Below are 16,974 nucleotides of genomic sequence, written 5' to 3' on the forward strand. Positions count from 1 at the left end.
GGCGGGTACGCCCGCGGCCGGCGGCGGGCGTACCCGCGCCCGGTGGGCCCAGCGCGCCCACCGGGCTCAGTGCGAGGGCCGCGGCGGCGAGCAGTGCGCCGGAGCCCGCGACGGCGGCGGTCACCAGCGGGGAACCGCCCAGTGCCGCCAGCGGTGTCAGTGGTGTGTCCGCCTGAGTGAAGGCCAGCTTCCCCCACGGGAAGCCGCCGAACGGCACGCGTCCGCGTAGTGCCTCCTGGCCGACCCATACCGCGGCGACCCACAACGGCCAGCCACGCACCCGCATGACCAGCGTGGTCGCGGGCGCTATCAGGGCGAGCAGGGCGGCTTCCCCGATCGAGAGGACCAGCCAGCCGTCAAGGCCGACGAACATGACAAAGCGCAGCATGGACAGCATGAAGGCGAGGCTGAACAGCATGCCCAGACCGGCCGAGCGCCGCAGCGGCACGCCGCGCGCCAGCAGGGTGATGGCGGCTACCGAAACCGGGGCCAACGGCCAGATCCCAACCGGAGGGAATGCCAGGTACAGCGCGATTCCGGCTGTGACGGCGAGCAACGGCCGAGTCAGTCGACGGGCCCGGGCGCCGGCCGGGCGGGCTGCCCGGGAATCCCCGCCAGGGCGAACCGCATCGGCTGGATCGCCCGGTTGCGATGCGCCGGAACTACCGCCTACGGTCAGCGTGTCCTGGGTTGTCACAGTCCCAGTGTCGGCCACCGCCGCGCGGGGAATCGACGGGGTCGGCGGATTGCCCATCCACAGTCATGTCAGCTGGGCATGACCGGGACGGGCGTTGCCTACGAGTGCGGGACCGGATCGCCCGCGGATCGCCCGAGGCCTGTCTCGCCGTGGCTGGCTCGGCTGTGGCTGGCTTCCTGGCGGTCACCGTGCTGGTGGTCACCGTGCTGACGATCGGCAAGAGGCAGCATCACCACGCCGATGATAATCAAGGTGAGGGATCCGATTTTGATCCAGTTCGTGGTCTCCGCGCCGATGACGATGCCGATGACGGCGACCGCCGCGGTGCCGAGCGCGCCGAAAGCGGCATAGGAGATGCTCGGGCTCAGTCCGGTGAGGGCGACCGCGAAAAGGTAGGTAGCCAGGAGGAATCCGGCCACGGCGAGCATCGTGGGCAGCGGATTGCGAAATCCGTGGGAGGCCGCGAGGGCATACGTGGCGGCCACGTCGCAGGCTATCGCGGCCAACAGTGCCAGCCAGGTCATCAGTGTCCTTGGAGTATGGTCGCGTTTTTTCTCGGGGCGGGCGCCGTGGGCGGCGCCGCCAGGGGCGATGTCGGTGATGGTCATGGCTGTTCCCAGGAGTCCTTACGTGAGGTGATCGAGGATTCGGGCTGGTGGAATCCGTCGATCCGCGGGAAAGCGTCGTCCCGCGGCTTGGGTCCGGCTGGGACAGTGGCTGACAGTACTACGCGCTGCGCATGAATGAATGCTCTGCGTGTCTTCGCGTTTCATGCGCGTCGACCGTGCCCGGGTGAGGGCGGGCGATGGGGCGTGTCGACAAGGCGTCGCAATGGGGTGTCATGATGGAGCGTTGTGATGAGGTATTGTGAATGACGAGTGGGCGGCGGTGGGGAAATGTTTTTGTTGCGTCCAGTAGTTAATTGGTTGTGAATATGTTCATCCGCTGATGTGTGGGTCGTGCGTCCAGGTCACGACAGGTCCAGCCGCTCCATGGGATCGGTGCGCCACTGGTTCGCGGCGACGGCCTTCTTGATCCGGGAAACAGGAAATAGACGCAGCTGGAACGCCCCGTTGACACAGGCGGAGCCAGGGCCGGTACGGTCCATGTCGTCCACTCGTGAGGCGGCTGCGTCAGCGCCTTCCCCGTCGGCAGACCGGCCGGTGGCCGTGGGGCGCTCGCGCATCCGTGGCCACCCGAGGCCAGGCCCGGTCGGCGCTGGGGCCGGACAGGAGGTTTCGTCACCGCCGACGGAGAGGGAGCCGCACGAAGGCAGTCCGAAGGGTTCCGGCCGTCCCCTAGACAACGATCTCCCTGCCCGCATCCGGCGGGCCGGGGATCGGTTCGAAGGACGGTCCGGGACCCTTTGACGTCCGCGCTACTGGTCGGGAATCCCCCGTTTCGGGATCATTGCGGCTGGGCCAGCAGATCGTGGACGACTGTGCCGCGGATGACCGTGCGGACGCATGCCGGGTTGGGGCCGTCGAGGTCGGGGAGCCCGGCTATGCCCGCTCGTGGGTCGGTGGACCATGCCGCGACCCGGGCGTCGGGCACTTGGACGACCAGCTCCCCCGGTACCCGCCAGACGGCGAACGTCGCTGGCGCGCCGGGCACGAGGACCCCGCTGCCGTCATCGTCCGCGCGGGCTGCCCGCCAGCCGCCTCTCGTCGCGGCCGAGAAGGCTGCCCGGGCGGTGAGCGCCGACGTCCGCGTGTGGTGCGTGACCGCGGCACGCACACCGCCCCATGGGTCCATCGGGGTTGCCGGCGCGTCCGAGGACAGCGCGAGGACGACACCGGCGGCGGCCATGGCCGCCAACGGGTTCATCGCCTGCGCGCGGCCGCTTCCCAGCCGGCGGGCGTACATCCCGTCCGGGCCTCCCCAACGGGCGTCGAACGCCGGCTGCACGCAGGCCACCAGGCCGAGGCGGGCCATCCGGGCGATCTGGGCGGTATCGGCCAGCTCGCAGTGTTCGACGCGGTGGCGCGCGGCCAGCATCCTGGGCAGACCGATCTTTGTGGCCGCCCGCTCGCAGCCGTCCAGGACGATGTCGAGGGCGGCGTCGCCGATAGCGTGGAAGCCTGCCTGCAGGCTCGCCTCGCCAGCCTGGACGATCAGCTCGCACACCGCGTCCGCGTCCAGCCGCGTGACACCATGATCACCGGGTGCGTCCGCGTACGGCACCCGCAACGCCGCGGTGCGCGATCCCAGTGAGCCGTCGACGAACAGGTCGCCGCCGAGCCCGGCGCCCAGTGCCAGCGCGGTCTCGACGTCCCCGGCCCAGTAGCCGTGGACCTCGGGGCCTGCCTCGGCGGCGGCGAGGGCGAGCAGATCGCTGAGGTCGTCGGCGCTGGAAACCGCGGGCCCCGCCATCTCGTGCAGCGCCGCGATACCCAGGGCGGCGGCATGGGAGCGGACGCGCCGCTGGGCGGCCCGCCGCTGATGAGCGGAAACACTGCCGTACGCGGCTTCGCGGGCGATGTGGTGGGCGTCGCCCTGGCAACGGCCGTCGCCCAGCCAGCCCGCCGCGCCGCGGGCGCCGCTGCGGTCCGCGAGCGCTGACGACACAACGGCGCAGTGACCGTCGACACGGGCGAGGTAGACCGGTGCTCCCCCGGCCGCCCGGTCGAGTTCGGCGATGCTGGGCGGCCGGTCTTCCGGCCAGGCCGTGTCGTCCCAGCCGGTACCGAGCACCGTGGTCGCGGGGTGGCGCCTGGCATGGTCGGCGAGCTGGTCCAGCGCGGCCAGCAGGGAGCGTGCCGGCGCCAGGTCGAGACCACCGAGCGCGAGCCCGGTCGCGGTCACATGCACGTGGGCGTCCACGAAGGCGGGGGTGACCAGGGCGTCGTCGAGGTCCACGATCTCGTCGGCACTCATCGCGTCGCTGGCCGCGGCCGAGCCGACCCAGGTAACCGTGTCGTGGTCGATCAGCATCGCGGTCGCGAACGGCGAGGCCGGGCTGTGCACACGGCCGCCGCGGTAGAGGACGCGAGCGCCCCGGGCTCCCGGGCTGGCTCCTGGGCCCGGCGGTATGTCCGTCACAGCTGCCAGTCTGCCTGCCGCGGCCGCGGTGCGGCGCTTGGTGGCGTGTGGCGATGCTGCCGGTCGCTGTCGTGCCGCCGGCTGGTTGCCGCTGGTTGGCATCGGTTGCCGGCCGCCCGTGCGGTTACGGCTACAGCGCGGGCGGCCGGGCCTCGTACGGAGTGGAGAGGACGACCATGGTGCGGGTGGAGACGTTCGCCGCGGCGCGGATCTCCTGGAGCAGGCTTTCCAGGTTGCTCGGACCCGCGACCCGGACCTTGAGCAGGTAGCTCTCCTCGCCGGCAACGCTGTGACACGCCTCGATCGCGTCGAGGCCGCGCAGGCGGTCCGGCGCGTCGTCGGGCTGGCTCGGGTCGATCGGTTTGATGGACACGAAGGCGGTGAGCGGGAGCCCGACCTGGGTGACGTCGATCACAGCCGCGTAGGAGGTGATCACGCCTCGCTGTTCAAGGCGCCGGACCCGCTGGTGAACCGCGGATACGGACAGGCCGGTGGCTCGGCCGAGATCGGTGTAGCTCATCCTGCCGTCCCGGCACAGCAGGCGGACGATCTCGCGGTCAAGGTCTTCCAACACGATCAGAAGCGTACGCAGATCACCGGTGATCGATGCATGCCGCCCTGGTCCGGCCACGGTCCGCCGATCCATGTGGATCGATGTGGATGGCCCGGGCTGCCAGTGGCACGAAGCCGTTGCGAAAACCAAGGGAGACGGACTGTAACCATCGGTGCTCCCTGGTTGGATGCAACCACGTGGGCAGGAGGCAGTTTCGGTTCCGGACACCGCTGTCCCCTACTGTGGCCCACCGGTGTCCATCACGAAAGAACGAAAGAACGGGAGAGGTGAGGCGTGGGGCTGGCCGAGCGGCTCGCGGGCAAGCGTGTCCTCGTCACGGGGGCGACCGGCTTCGTGGGCGAGGCACTGCTGGAACGGCTGCTTTCCGACCTGCCCGGCACCGGGGTGGTCGTGCTCATCCGTCCCCGCGCGGGCAGGAGCGGGCAGGCCCGTCTTGCCGGTCTCGTGGCCAAGCCGGCGTTCGCGCCGTGGCGCGAACGCCTTGGCGCTGACGGCGTTGAACAGGTGCTGCGGGAGCGGATCACGGTACTTGAAGGCGATCTCGAACGGATTCCGGCCATTCCGGCGGATGTGGACGCTGTCGTCCACTGTGCCGGCGAGGTGTCGTTCGACCCGCCGATCGACACGGGTTTCGCCACCAATCTCGGGGGCGTCCAGGAGCTGCTGCGGGCCATCCGCGACAGCGGCGCGCGCCCTCATGTGGTGCATATCTCCACGGCGTACGTGGCGGGCCTGCGGTCAGGCCACGTGGCCGAGGGGCGCCTCGCGCACACCGTCGACTGGCGGGCCGAGCAGGCCGCCGCACAGCGGGCACGGCTTGCGGCGGAGGACGCGTCCCGGGCTCCGGAGACGCTGCGCAGGTTCCGGGCCGAGGCCGAAGGCGAGCACATCAGGGCTGGGGCGCAGACGGTCTCGCGGGAGGCTGAACGGCGTCGGCGCAGGTGGGTGGAGCGCCGGCTCGTCGACGCGGGCGGCGAACGGGCCCGTGTGCTCGGCTGGACGGACTGCTACACGTTCACCAAAGCGCTCGCCGAGCGCTACCTGGAGACCGAACGTGACGGTCTGCCGTTGACCATCATGCGGCCGTCCATCATCGAAAGCGCGTTGGCCCGCCCGTTCCCGGGCTGGATCGAGGGCTTCAAGATGGCCGAGCCGCTGATCCTCGCCTACGGCCGCGGGGAGCTGCCGGACTTCCCCGCGTCCCCGGACGGGATCATCGACATCATCCCTGTCGACCTGGTGGTCAACGCGATCCTGGCCGCGGTCGCGGCCCCGCCGCCGGCATCGGCCCCGGCGTACTACACGGTGTGTTCCGGTTTTCGTAACCCGCTGCTGTTTCGCGATCTTTACGAGAACGTCCGGGAGTACTTCGAGCGCCATCCGCTGTCCAAGCCCGGTCGTGGCGCTGTCGCGGCCGCGCACTGGCGGTTCGCCGGGGCCGCCACGGTCGAGGGCCAGCTGCGCCGTGGCGAGCGTTTCGCGGAGATCGCGGGAAGGGCGCTCGGATACGCCCCACGCTCCGACCGGGTCCGCCAGGCCGCCCGTGACCTGGAGCAGTTCGATGAACGGCTGTCGTTCCTGCGGCGTTACCAGGACCTCTACCGTTCCTACACCAAGGCGGAGCTGGTCTATGTTGACGACGCGACCCGCAGGCTCCACCAGACACTCGACGCGGGTGACGCCGAGCGGTTCGGGTTCGACCCGGCCTGCTATGACTGGCGCACCTACCTGCAGGAGATTCATTTTCCAAGCGTCACCTCGACCTTCCGCGGCCCGGACAAGCCCCCTGCGCCGCCCCGGCGGGCGTCGCACGCCCTCGCCGGCGGCCCGGACACGCTCGCGGTGTTCGACCTGGATGGGACGCTGGTGTCCTCGACCGTGGTTGAGTCCTACCTGTGGCTGCGGCTGACCGACCAGACGTTCGCGGCGCGCGGGCGTGAGCTCGCGCAGCTTGCCCGCGCGCTGCCCGGGTACGTGCGGGCGGAGCGGCGCGACCGGGGGCATCTCATCCGGGCGGTGTACACGCGCTACGCCGGCGCCGATCCCGGCGAGCTCGCCCGCCTCGTCGACGAGGTAGCCGGTGACATCCTGCTGCGCCGGGTGAAGGCGGGGGCGATCCGCCGGATCCGCGAGCACCGCGACGCCGGGCACCGGACCGTCCTGCTCACCGGGGCGGTCGAGGTTCTCACCCGTCCACTGGCGCCGCTGTTCGACGAGGTCGTCGCCACCCGGCTCGCGGTCGGGGCGGACGGGCGCTGCACCGGGCGCCTGGTGTCGGCACCGCTGGTCGGTGACTCCCGCGCCGCCTGGCTGGATCACTATGCCAAGCGGGTAGGCGCGGATCTGGCGGCGTCGTGGGCATACGCGGACAGCCAGTCGGATCTGCCGATGTTGCGTGCGGTCGGCAACCCGGTCGCGGTCAACCCGGACCTGCCGCTGTACCGGGTGGCCCGCCGCTCCGGTTGGCCGATCGAGCAGTGGGCCTCGACCCGAGGCGAACCACGCGCCGTGGTCGGCAGCCGGCATGAACGCACGATCCATGCCGCCGCCCGAGCTCGGGATCTTTTCGGCGGTGGTGCCGCGGCCCTGTCTCCGGGCGGCCGCGTCCGGACATCGCGGTCGGGTGCCGATCGGTGAGCCGCGCGCTGGAGCTGTATCGGTCGATGCCCCGTTACCTGGCCACCCGGACGCTGTCGGGCCGGCTGCCGGCCCTGGCCGGCGCCGCGGCCGGGATGACAGCGCCGCTGCGGCTGACCGACGGGCCGGCGCCGGCCGTGCCGGGCGAGGGGTGGGTCCCGATCCGCCCGCGGCTGTCGGGGATCTGCGGGTCGGACCTGGTCACCGTCACCGGGCAGTCGTCGTTCTACTTCACGTCGCTGGTGTCCATGCCCTTCGTCCCCGGGCATGAGATCGTGGCCGACACCCAGACCAGCGTCACCCTCACCGATGGCACCGAGCTGCCGGCCGGCAGCAGGGTGGTGCTCGATCCGGTTCTTGGTTGCGCCGCCCGGGGCCTGCCGGCATGTGCTGGTTGTGCCGCCGGGCACACCAGCCGCTGCGACAGTATCACTGTGGGTCACCTGTCCCCCGGTCTGCAGACCGGGTTCTGCGCGCGGACCGGTGGCGGGTGGAGCCGGTCCCTGGTTGCCCACCGCTCGCAGCTGTATCCCGTGCCGGCGGACCTGCCCGACGAGCGGGCAGTGCTGGTGGAGCCGCTTGCGTGCGCGGTACATACCGCGTTGCGGGCACGGGCCGGGGACGGCGACCGGATTCTGATCATCGGTGCCGGCTCGGTCGGGCTGTTCACGTTGCTGGCGCTGCGCGCCTACACCAAGGCCGGCCTGGTGACGGTGGTAGCCAAGCACCGTCACCAGGTGGAACGCGCGCGGCTGTTCGGAGCGGACGAGATCATCTCACCGGCGTCCGCGGTCGGCGGGGTGCGCCGTGCCACCCGTGCACTCAAACTGGAACCGGAGGCCGGACCGCCTTATCTGCTCGGCGGCGTGGACATCTCGATCGACTGCGCCGGCAGCGCGTCCTCGCTGTCGACGGCGCTGCGCGTCACCCGCGCCGGTGGGCGGGTGGTGCTGTCCGGTGTTCCCACCGGGCCGGTCGATCTGACACCGCTGTGGTTCCGTGAGCTGGAGCTGGTAGGCACCTACGCGTCCAGCGCCGGTCGGGGGCTGCCAGCGGACGGGGCGGCGGGCGCGGCGGTGGCGCCGGCGGACTTCGTCCGAGCGCTGGAGCTTGCGGCAACTGCCCCGTTGGACGGGGTTGTGTCGGCGGCCTACCCGTTGGACCGTTGGCGGGACGCGTTGGACCACGCGCTCGGCGCGGGCCGGCTTGGCGCGGTCAAAGTCGCCTTCGACCTGATGGCGCCCTGATGAGGCGAGGGTGAAATCTGTTCGCAAGGACTACAACATTCACTGGGACGCTTACTGGATGGCGGCTGGCGGCGGAAGCGCCGCTCAGCCGGACTCGCGCGTGAGGGGATCGCACAGGTGAGACCGGGGTTCGTGCTCGAGGTCGATGAGCGGACTCCTCCGCTGCTCGTACACCAGGGTGAGGGGTTCGGGCTGGAGCGTTTCCCGCTCGGCACGCGGGTCGTCTACCCGCCGGAGTCGCTGCCGGAGCTGGCCGACGTCGACGCGGCGATCGGCCGGGCGCTGGCCGAGCCGGAGAACAGCGAGCCGCTGCGGGCGCTGCTGCGGCCGGGGATGCGCCTCACGATCGCCTTCGACGACCTGTCGATTCCGCTGCCGCCGATGCGCCGGCCCGACATCCGCCAGCGGGTGATCGAGCAGGTGCTCACGATCGCGGCCGAGGCCGGCGTGGACGACGTGGTGCTCATCGTGGCGAACGCGCTGCACCGCCGGATGACCGCCGCCGAGATCGAGCGGACTGTCGGGGAACGGGTGTTCCGCTCGTTCTGGCCGGACAGCCTCTACAACCATGACGCGGAGGACAGGGACAATCTGACGCATATCGGCCTGACCGAGAACGGCGAGGACGTCGAAATCAACCGACGGGCCGCCGAATCGGACCTGCTGGTCTATGTCAATGTCAACATGGTGGCGATGGACGGTGGCCACAAGTCGGTGCCGATCGGGCTCGCGTCCTACAACAGCCTGCGCCACCATCACAACAGTCATACAATGATCCATTCGCGTTCGTTCATGGACCACACCCGGTCGGCCATGCACTCCTCGGCGTGGCGGATGGGCCGGCTGCTGGCCGATCACCTGAAGATATTCACGGTGGAGACGACCGTGAACAACGCCTCCTTCCCGTCCCGCTACGCCTTTCTGATGAAGCGGGAATGGGAGTGGTCCGTCCGCGACCAGGCGATGGCGTTCGGGATGTCGAGGGGGCTCGCGGCCATGCCGGTCCGTCCTCGCCGCAAGCTCTTCCAGGATCTTGTCGCCGGGTACGGGGTGACCGGTGTGCACGCGGGCGAGACCGAGGCCGTGCACGCCAGGACGCTCGCGAACGTGCACCGCCAGCAGCTCGTCGAGGTGAACGGGCAAAGCGACGTGCTGGTCGTGGGCCTGCCCTACCTGGGGCCGTACAACGTGAACTCGGTGCTCAACCCGATCCTCGCGATGTGCCTCGGGCTCGGTTACTTCTTCAACATGTACCGAGGGCAGCCACTGGTCCGCCGCGGCGGGGCGATGATCCTCTACCATCCGGTGACGCCGGAGTTCTCTCAGCTCCATCATCCGTCGTATGTGGATTTCTTCGAGGAGGTTCTCGCCGAGTCCACCGACCCGGCGACGATCGAGACCACGTTCGAGAAGCAGTACGCGACCGACCCCTGGTACACCCACCTGTACCGCACGTCGCATGCCTACCACGGCGTGCACCCGTTCTACATGTGGTACTGGGGCGCGCATGCCATGGATCACCTGGGGGATGTGGTGTGGGTCGGTGGTGACCGGGGCGCCTGCGCGCGGATGGGCTTCCGGGCCGCGTCCACCCTGGCGGACGCGTTGGAGATGGTGTCGGGCACGGTCGGCCGCGATCCGTCCCTGACCTACCTGCACTCCCCGCCGCACGCCATCGCGGACGTGCGCTGATGGCGCCCCGCCCGGCCGGGGCCGGTCTGCGTGAGGTGGCCCGCGGCTGGCGCTGGGGGGCCAGGCCACCGGTACCGCGTTCAGCTGAGCCGTACCAGCTACCGGCGGTGGCCAGAGAGTTCCCCACGGCCTGGGCGCGCACACCGGCGATGCGGGCGGCCCGAGTCGCGGCTCTCGAGGTCGGGATGCGCCCGCTCCTGGACGCGAATCTGTCGCTGTCGGTGACAGGGCTGGACGCCATCGACGGGCTTCAAGCGCCCGCGCTCTTCGTGTCGAACCACGCGAGCCATCTGGACGCGCCGCTGCTGTTGTGCGTACTGCCGCGGCAGGTGCGCGATCATACGGCCGTGGCCGCCGCCGCCGACTACTTCTTCGGTAGCTGGTGGCGGGGGCTGGGCACAGCCTTCCTGTTCGCGACCGTACCGATCGAGCGCCGCGGGGGCGCCCCCTCGACCGCACCCGCGGACCTGCTCGCGGACGGCTGGAATCTTGTGATCTTCCCGGAGGGGACGAGGTCGAGGGACGGCCAGCTCACTCGTTTCCGGTTCGGCGCGGCACATCTGGCGATTACCTGTGGGGTTCCGGTGGTGCCGGTCGCCATCCGTGGCAGTTTCGCCGCGATGCCACGCGGACGCGGGTGGACGCTCCCTGGCCGGCCGGCGGTGTCCGTGCGTTTCGGCCGGCCTCTGTGGCCAGCCGGTGATGATCTTCGTTTCTTTACTGACCGGATCTTCGGCGAGGTCTCCCGGCTGCTGGCCGAGGACGCCACGTCATGGTGGGAGTCGCTGCGCGCCACGCCCGCCAGCCCGAACCCGCCCGCTCGGAGCGCGCGGACCGCTCACTGGCGCCGGGTCTGGCAGTCAACCGAGCCTGTCGGGCGCGACACGACGGGGTCTCCGTGGAAAGCTCCGAAGAATGTCAGAAATATCACGTCTGGCTGACATGGTGGATGAGAGCGCCCGAGGATAGGGCGTTCGATCAGGGGGTGCCTGGGCGCGGCTCACTGATCGAAAGCCCGATCTCAAACACGCTCTTACCCCCATATTCCCCGGGCGAGAAGCGTCCCGGCCACGGCGGCGCCGACAGCGGCCAGCACGCTGCCGGCGACGTTCACCACGGCGAGCAGCCGGGTACCGTCCTGGGTGAGCCGCAACGTCTCGTAGGAGAACGTCGAGTAGGTGCTCAACGCCCCGCAGAGCCCGGTACCGACCAGCAGTGCTGCCTGGGAGGAGACCGCTCCCGCGCGCACCGCCCCGGTGACCATGCCGAGGACACCACTGGCGATCATGTTAACGGTGAGCGTGCCCCACGGGAACACCGTGTCGTGCCGGGCCTGCACCAGCCGGTCGGTCAGGTAGCGCAACGGTGCGCCGATCATTGCGCCCAGGATCACCAGCAACCAGTTCACGTGTCCGCCTTGTGACCGAGCCGTGCCCACGGTGCCATCAGCGGCGCCGTGCCAACCGCGCCAGCAATGATCGTGTCGCCAGGGTTGCGGCACTGACCGCGCCGAGCCCGCTCGCCATGGTCAGTGCCAGGTACGCCAGCGCTGTCCCGGCGTGTCCGTCCGCTGTCAGCCGCTCGGCGTCGAGCGCATACGTGGAGAAGGTCGTGAACCCGCCCAGCACCCCGGTGCCCAGGAACGGCCGCGCCAGTGGATGCGCCGTGTCCAGCGCGGTGACCATTACCATGAGCAGCCCGATGCATGCGCATCCGGAGGCGTTCACGAGCAGCGTGGCCCAGGGGAACGCCCCCGCTGGGGTGGGCCAGAGCAGCGCCATGCCGTAGCGGGCGCAGGCCCCCAGCGCGCCGCCGACGGAAATGACGGCCAGCAGCGGGAGCGGTGCGCGGCGCTGCCCCTGGCGCCGCGCTGGCCAGCGTAGATCCACATCGGGATCGGCCGGTTCGACGGGTATCTGCTCCGGGCCCACTGCGTTCAGGTCGGCAGGGAGGCCGCGGCGTAGTGCGTCCTGCCGTGTGACGTGACGCAGTGCGGGTGAGGCTGTACGCCAGAATGGATCGTGTCGGAGTGGTGTGCCTCGGTGGGTTGATGGTCCACCTGCAGGGTGGTGTGGTCGATGTGGTGGTCCTCCCGCAGCCAGCCGTCCAGATCGACGCGGACGGCGTGGCAGTCGGCGTCGGGGAGCACGAGGACGTGCGCGGACAGTGCCGGCTCCCCGGAGGTGATCTGCCAGATGTGGAGATCGTGGACTTCGCTGACACCGGGCCGGCGGGCCATGGCGGCACCGATGCCGTCCGGGTCGATCCCGTCCGGCGCGGCCTCGAGAAAAATCCGGCCGGAAGCGCGTAGGAGCCCGACGCCTGCTTTCACCATGAGGATGACGACGACAAGCGAGGCGGCCGAGTCGGCGCGGTCCCATCCGGTGACGAGGATGACGACGCCCGCGATGACAGTCGCGATGAACGCGTAGAGATCGGTGAGGATGTGCTGGAAGGTGCCCTCGACGTTCAGGCTGGCCCGGTTGGCCCGGCTGATCGCCCAGGTCGCGGCAATGTTGACGCACACACCGACGAGCGCGGTGCCCAGGACGAGCCCGCCGGCCACCGCGCTCGGTGCCAGGAGCCGAACGACTGCCTGATAGCTGAGCCAGCCAGCCAGCAGCAGCAGGGTGATGCCGTTGGCCTGGGCGGAGAGGATCTCCACGCGGCGCAGCCCGAACGTGTAGGAGCCATGGGCGGGCCGGGCCGCGAGCCACAGCGTGGCCAGCGCCAACACGATCGACGACGCGTCGGTGAGCATGTGGGCCGCGTCCGACAGCAGGGCCAGGGAGTGCGCCAGCAGGCCGACGACGACCTCTACCGTGAGGTAGCCGCTGATCAGGCCCAGCGCGATCGTCAACCAGCGGCGGTCGGCGTCCGCTGCCACATCATGCCGGTGGCCACCATGGCTATCCGTATGATGATCATCCACATCCTGGCCCATTCCGGTGTCACCCACCGCAGCCCTTCCTCTCCCTCATTCCTTTTCCACCGTACCGTTTTTCACCCCGGTGCCCCGGCGCCGGTTTTCATCTCGCAACGCACGCACCCCAGCCCCACTCCCTGATCCACAGCCCATTTCGCTTAGCGAAAACGAGTGTCGGCACCGAATCTGGTTTCGTTTGCGCACATTTTTCTTCCAACATTATCGATGTTGGCCGGGTCCGGGCGCGGACTTTCCACGCCATTGTTGGCGAGCTCATTGCCGGTACCCGCGGGCGAGGTCCGAGGGGAACGTGCTCCGGTCCGCCCTGTGGACAGGAGCACGTTTTCCACCGAGAGCGGTCGGGCCTGGCGCGTGGCGTGCGCGACGATCAGCCTGGCGTCATGGCTGAGAGGAGCCCATCATGGCGTTCATGGCGGTTGCGTACGAGGATCTCCCGGTCCGTGCGGACGGGTTCACCGTCGATGATCTGGCGGAGATGCCGGCCGACGGTCGGTGCTACGAACTGGTCGACGGGGTGCTGCTGGTGAGCCCGGCACCCCGCTGGGAACACCAGCATGCCTGCCTGGAACTCGCGATCGCGCTGCGGGCTGTCTGTCCGGCTGGCCTTGTGGTGTTCGGTCCGGCTCCCGATGTGCGTGAGGGGCAGCGCACCAGCGTCCAGCCTGACGTGTGCGTGGTCCGCCGGTCAGACCTCGTCCGGGGCGTGCGCTACCGGGCCGTGCCGGTGCTCGCCGTCGAGGTGCTCTCCCCCAGCAGCGTGGGCATCGACCGGCTGCTCAAACGCGACATCTACGCCCGGCTCGGCGTCAGCCACTACTGGATCGTCGACGCGGACAAGCCCTCGATCACCGTCCTGGCCCGCGCTGGCCGCGACTACATCGAGACCGCCGCTGTCCATGGCGAGGAGAGCCTGACCGTCACCAGCCCGTTCCCGGTGACCATCAGCCCGTCCCAGCTCATCCTCACCACCTGAGCGGAGTGGGTCGGTGCCTGCCTCTACAGCGTGTGGCCCCCTCCGCCTCGCGACGCATCCAGCTGGCATCCGACAACCCCAGAAAAGAACTCCCAGCGCCGACTACTGATAAGAGCGCCCGAGAAGCGGATGAGCCGTTTACTGACCGAACGCCCTATCCTCGGGCGCTCTAAAGCGTCATGTCCTGTTTTGAGATGATGGCATGGTGGTCGTGCTGATGCGCCGGGTCGTCGGGGTGGTCGTGCGGGGTCTGCGGCGCGTTGACCCGATGTTCGAACCCGGGCATCGCGACCCGGTACACGCAGGTGTCACAGTTCATCCGGATGTCACCGCCGAGTGCCTCGCGGAAGCGTTCGAGAACCAGATCGGCCAGGCCGTCGTGGTCACCGCCGTCGTGGGCGCCGAGCAGGCCCGCGCAGCGCAGGTCGACCGTGGGATTGCGCGCGGCCCAGCCGTGGGCCTGGGCGATCACACGCTCCGGGAGCACTCCGGTGAACAGGAAGTACGGTGCCACCACGATGCGGGATGCCCCCAGCCTGCGGCAGCGGTCGAGGCCCGCCGGTACCCCCGGTTCGGCCAGACTGATGAAGGCGGGTTCGACGCCGGCGAAACCGCGGCCTTCCCACAGCAGCCGGGCGACCCTGGTGATCTCGGCGTTGGCATCCGGGTCGGTGGACCCGCGGCTCACCAGCAACACGGTCGTGTCCGCGCGTTCGTCTCGGGAGCACACCCTCCCGATCCGCTCATCGAGCGCCGCCAGCAGCGCCGGGTGCGGGCCGAGCGGCCGTCCGTAGACGTATCGCAGCTCAGGGTGACGGGCGCGTTCCCGGGCGAGCGCACCCGGGATGTCGCCCTTGGCGTGGCCGGCGGCCACCAGAGTCAGCGGTACGACCCCGAGCCGGCGTTGTCCCGTCGCCACCAGCCGAGCGACCGCGTCGGCCACCGGTGGGCGGGACAGTTCGATGAACCCGCCGTCCACGGCCGTCCCGTCAGCACGCTCGCGGACCCGGTCGACGAAGGCCTGGAACTGCGACACACCGGCGCCGCTGCGCGTCCCGTGCCCGACGATCAGCAGGGCTGGCGCCGGCTGTTGAGGTTCCGGGTCTGGTCCGGTGTGTCCCTTCAGCATGGACGCAGCCCTTCGTACAACAGCGCGTTGAGTGCCGCGGCGGCAACAGCCGCCCCGCCCTTCTCCGACCGGTTCGAGATCGCCGGCAGGCCGCTTGCCCGCAGGGCCTCCTTGGCTTCGACCGCCCCGACGAAACCGACTGGCAGGCCGATCACCAGCGCCGGCAGCGCGAGGCCAGCCAGCGTCAGCAGCCGTTCCAGGGCGGTCGGCGCGCATCCGATCACCCAGACGGCGCCTGGCCCGACCTCGGCGAGAGCGAGTCCGACGGCCGCGGCTGACCGGGTCAGGCCGTCGCGCGCCGCGGCGGCCGGCTCGACGTCACCGAGCCGGCACACCACATCCCGCGTGGTGACTCCCGCGGCCGTCATCCCCACGTCGACGACGATCGGCGCACCGCCGGCCAGCGCGTCGACACCACCACGCAGCGCTGTTTCCTCGCAGACCAGGTCGGTGGCGTAGGCGATGTCGGCGCTGGCATGCACCACCCGTTCGATCACCGCGCGGGCCAGCGGCGGCAGGCCCATGGTGTCCAGGCCTGTGGTGCCGAGGCGTGCCCGGAGGATTGCGTAGGAGCGCTGTTCGATCGGGTGCGCCAGCCGGTTCTGTGCTGTCCGGTTCACCGCCCGGCCACCGTTTCGTCCGGGCAGCTCGGTGACTCCGAGCAGATCATCGTGTCGATCGCGTCGACCGGGCAGATCTCCGCGCATTCTCCACAGCCGGTGCAGCGATCGGTGAGGATGCGTGGCGCCCGGCCACCGCCGGGGCGTGCGGGCCCGGGGCGCAGCGCGTGTTCGGGACAGGTGACCAGGCAGGCTCCGCACCCCGCGCATTCCTCGGCGCGAACCTGGTAGATCAGCTCCATCGGTAGCCCCTCGGGGTGACGACGCGGCCCGCGACCACGCGGGTCTGCGTGCTGCCGACCACGACCGTCGTGGTCATGCCGACAAGATCTAGTTTGCTGTTCGCGGCGTCGGCCAGCTCCGCGATCGTGGTGACGGTGACCCGCTGCCCGGGACGGAAGGCGTCGGTGACGATGCCCACCGGCGTCGATGGCGGCCGATGGGCGGCCAGCAGATCCAGCGCGCGCGGCAGCTGCCAGGTCCGGGTCCGGCTCCGCGGGTTGTAGAAGGCGACGACGAGATCGGCTTGTGCCGCCGCGGTGACCCGTCGTTCGATCATGTCCCAGGGTGTGTGCAGATCCGAAAGACTGATCATCGCGTGGTCGTGGCCGAGCGGCGCGCCCAGCAGCGCCGCGGCGGACAACGCCGCCGTCACCCCGGGTACGCCCACCACGTCGAAGGAGCCGTCGGCCTGCTCCAGCGCCGGGCTGCCCATCGCGTACACCCCGGCGTCCCCACTGCCGATCAACGCCACCGCGTGGCCCGCGCGGGCCTGCGTGACGGCCATCGCGGCCCGTGCCTCCTCCGCGCCGAGGCCGCTGGCCAGCACCCGCGCACCCGGCCGGATCAGGTCACTGACAGAGTCGACGTACTGATCCAGGCCGACGATCACGCTCGCGCGGGCGAGCGCACGTGCGGCATACGGGGTGAGCAGGTCCCGGTCCCCCGGGCCGAGACCGATGATCGTCAACCGGCCGCGGGGACGGTGGCGGGCCACCGCCACGGTGGCATGCGCGCTCGCCCGTTTGGGCACGACAAGCTCGGCGCTGGCCGCTGGGAGACTGTCGGCGCCGAGCAGGCTCGCCGCCTCGGCGACGCTCGGCGTGCCGACCGCGGCCCGCACCACATCCGAGGGGTTGGGCACGTCAACCGTGGCGAGCGCCGCGGCCGGGTGGAACAGCAGCGGCCAGCCCCGGGCACGGGCGGCCGAGACGATGCCGATCTCGTCGCGCTTGGCGTCGACGGTGGCGAGGTGGCGTACCGCCAGCGGTGACAGGCCCGCGTCGGCCAGCGCGCGTTCGACCAGGTCGAGGATTTCCTGTTCGGGTGCGCCGCGGCTCGCGCCGACGCCGACGACCAGGCTCGGCGGCCGGTAGACGACCATCGGGCCGGTTGGTGCCGCGCTGCCGGCAGGGG

15 protein-coding genes and 2 pseudogenes are annotated in these 16,974 nt (G+C 70.4%); 5 read left to right on the forward strand and 12 right to left on the reverse strand.

Going from position 1 to position 16,974, the window contains the following annotated elements; translation table 11 throughout:
- From MJ797_RS13235 to MJ797_RS13255, 5 genes and pseudogenes are all read right to left on the reverse strand, one after another.
- A pseudogene (locus tag MJ797_RS13235) lies at positions 1–754 on the reverse strand (apolipoprotein N-acyltransferase); the annotation flags it as partial.
- A gap of 41 nt (positions 755–795) precedes the next feature.
- Positions 796–1,305: a multidrug efflux SMR transporter gene (locus MJ797_RS13240; RefSeq protein ID WP_239334642.1), complete on the reverse strand. Its 510-nt coding sequence runs from the start codon at positions 1,303–1,305 to the stop codon at positions 796–798.
- A 362-nt stretch (positions 1,306–1,667) separates the two neighbouring features.
- Complete coding sequence (locus MJ797_RS13245) at positions 1,668–1,883, reverse strand: hypothetical protein (RefSeq protein WP_239334643.1); 216 nt, start codon at positions 1,881–1,883, stop codon at positions 1,668–1,670.
- Between the two features lie 221 nt (positions 1,884–2,104).
- Entirely contained in the window at positions 2,105–3,631 is a 1,527-nt protein-coding gene (locus MJ797_RS13250) for an amidohydrolase (RefSeq protein ID WP_239334690.1), read from the reverse strand.
- Positions 3,632–3,869: 238 nt separating this feature from the next.
- On the reverse strand, positions 3,870–4,310 hold the full coding sequence (locus tag MJ797_RS13255) for an Lrp/AsnC family transcriptional regulator (protein WP_239334691.1): 441 nt from the start codon (positions 4,308–4,310) through the stop codon (positions 3,870–3,872).
- Positions 4,311–4,586: 276 nt separating this feature from the next.
- Between MJ797_RS13255 and MJ797_RS13260 the strand changes: the two genes are divergently transcribed.
- From MJ797_RS13260 to MJ797_RS13275, 4 genes are all read left to right on the forward strand, one after another.
- Positions 4,587–6,950, forward strand: a complete 2,364-nt coding sequence (locus MJ797_RS13260; RefSeq protein ID WP_239334644.1) for an HAD-IB family hydrolase — start codon at positions 4,587–4,589, stop codon at positions 6,948–6,950.
- Positions 6,947–8,197, forward strand: a complete 1,251-nt coding sequence (locus tag MJ797_RS13265) for a zinc-binding dehydrogenase (RefSeq protein ID WP_239334645.1) — start codon at positions 6,947–6,949, stop codon at positions 8,195–8,197. Before MJ797_RS13260 ends, MJ797_RS13265 begins: the two co-directional genes overlap by 4 nt.
- Positions 8,198–8,329: 132 nt before the next feature.
- On the forward strand, positions 8,330–9,889 hold the full coding sequence (locus tag MJ797_RS13270) for a lactate racemase domain-containing protein (RefSeq protein WP_374582139.1): 1,560 nt from the start codon (positions 8,330–8,332) through the stop codon (positions 9,887–9,889).
- Positions 9,889–10,830, forward strand: a complete 942-nt coding sequence (locus MJ797_RS13275) for a lysophospholipid acyltransferase family protein (RefSeq protein WP_239334647.1) — start codon at positions 9,889–9,891, stop codon at positions 10,828–10,830. The genes MJ797_RS13270 and MJ797_RS13275 overlap by 1 nt, the downstream gene beginning before the upstream one ends.
- Before the next feature lie 92 nt (positions 10,831–10,922).
- Here the strand turns inward: MJ797_RS13275 and crcB are convergent, their stop codons facing one another.
- From crcB to MJ797_RS13290, 3 genes are read right to left on the reverse strand one after another with little or no spacing between them, the layout of a single operon-like run.
- On the reverse strand, positions 10,923–11,297 hold the full coding sequence (gene crcB, locus MJ797_RS13280) for a fluoride efflux transporter CrcB (protein ID WP_239334648.1): 375 nt from the start codon (positions 11,295–11,297) through the stop codon (positions 10,923–10,925).
- 37 nt (positions 11,298–11,334) lie between these two features.
- The gene (locus tag MJ797_RS13285; protein WP_374582141.1) at positions 11,335–11,829 is read right to left on the reverse strand and encodes a CrcB family protein; all 495 of its coding nucleotides are present in this window, start codon (positions 11,827–11,829) and stop codon (positions 11,335–11,337) included.
- On the reverse strand, positions 11,826–12,833 hold the full coding sequence (locus MJ797_RS13290; RefSeq protein WP_374582143.1) for a cation diffusion facilitator family transporter: 1,008 nt from the start codon (positions 12,831–12,833) through the stop codon (positions 11,826–11,828). The genes MJ797_RS13285 and MJ797_RS13290 overlap by 4 nt, the downstream gene beginning before the upstream one ends.
- A 403-nt stretch (positions 12,834–13,236) precedes the next feature.
- On the opposite strand from MJ797_RS13290, the gene MJ797_RS13295 reads away from it, so the two are divergent.
- The gene (locus MJ797_RS13295) at positions 13,237–13,809 is read left to right on the forward strand and encodes a Uma2 family endonuclease (protein ID WP_239334651.1); all 573 of its coding nucleotides are present in this window, start codon (positions 13,237–13,239) and stop codon (positions 13,807–13,809) included.
- Positions 13,810–14,011: 202 nt separating this feature from the next.
- Here MJ797_RS13295 and MJ797_RS13300 read toward each other — a convergent pair.
- The 4 genes and pseudogenes from MJ797_RS13300 to cobJ form a co-directional block, all read right to left on the reverse strand.
- Positions 14,012–14,938, reverse strand: a pseudogene (locus tag MJ797_RS13300) (sirohydrochlorin chelatase); the annotation flags it as partial.
- On the reverse strand, positions 14,932–15,558 hold the full coding sequence (locus MJ797_RS13305) for a precorrin-8X methylmutase (RefSeq protein WP_239334653.1): 627 nt from the start codon (positions 15,556–15,558) through the stop codon (positions 14,932–14,934). The gene MJ797_RS13305 and the pseudogene MJ797_RS13300, both read right to left, overlap by 7 nt.
- Positions 15,555–15,800, reverse strand: a complete 246-nt coding sequence (locus MJ797_RS13310; protein WP_239334654.1) for a 4Fe-4S binding protein — start codon at positions 15,798–15,800, stop codon at positions 15,555–15,557. The genes MJ797_RS13305 and MJ797_RS13310 overlap by 4 nt, the downstream gene beginning before the upstream one ends.
- Positions 15,791–16,974: precorrin-3B C(17)-methyltransferase (cobJ, locus tag MJ797_RS13315; RefSeq protein ID WP_239334655.1), on the reverse strand; the 1,184-nt coding region annotated here is incomplete at its 5' end. The genes cobJ and MJ797_RS13310, both read right to left, overlap by 10 nt.

This window comes from Protofrankia sp. CiP3 (genome assembly GCF_917627345.1).
Taxonomy (GTDB): Bacteria; Actinomycetota; Actinomycetes; order Frankiales; family Frankiaceae; genus Protofrankia.

What these genes read in the sequence shown, in the direction of transcription:
- MJ797_RS13275 (WP_239334647.1), top strand. Translation starts at nt 9,889, where the DNA reads ATGGCGCCCCGCCCGGCCGGGGCCGGTCTGCGTGAGGTGGCCCGCGGC.
- MJ797_RS13310 (WP_239334654.1), bottom strand. Translation starts at nt 15,800, where the DNA reads ATGGAGCTGATCTACCAGGTTCGCGCCGAGGAATGCGCGGGGTGCGGA.
- MJ797_RS13250 (WP_239334690.1), bottom strand. Translation starts at nt 3,631, where the DNA reads ATGCTGATCGACCACGACACGGTTACCTGGGTCGGCTCGGCCGCGGCC.
- MJ797_RS13240 (WP_239334642.1), bottom strand. Translation starts at nt 1,305, where the DNA reads ATGACCATCACCGACATCGCCCCTGGCGGCGCCGCCCACGGCGCCCGC.
- MJ797_RS13245 (WP_239334643.1), bottom strand. Translation starts at nt 1,883, where the DNA reads ATGCGCGAGCGCCCCACGGCCACCGGCCGGTCTGCCGACGGGGAAGGC.
- MJ797_RS13290 (WP_374582143.1), bottom strand. Translation starts at nt 12,833, where the DNA reads ATGGGCCAGGATGTGGATGATCATCATACGGATAGCCATGGTGGCCAC.
- MJ797_RS13295 (WP_239334651.1), top strand. Translation starts at nt 13,237, where the DNA reads ATGGCGTTCATGGCGGTTGCGTACGAGGATCTCCCGGTCCGTGCGGAC.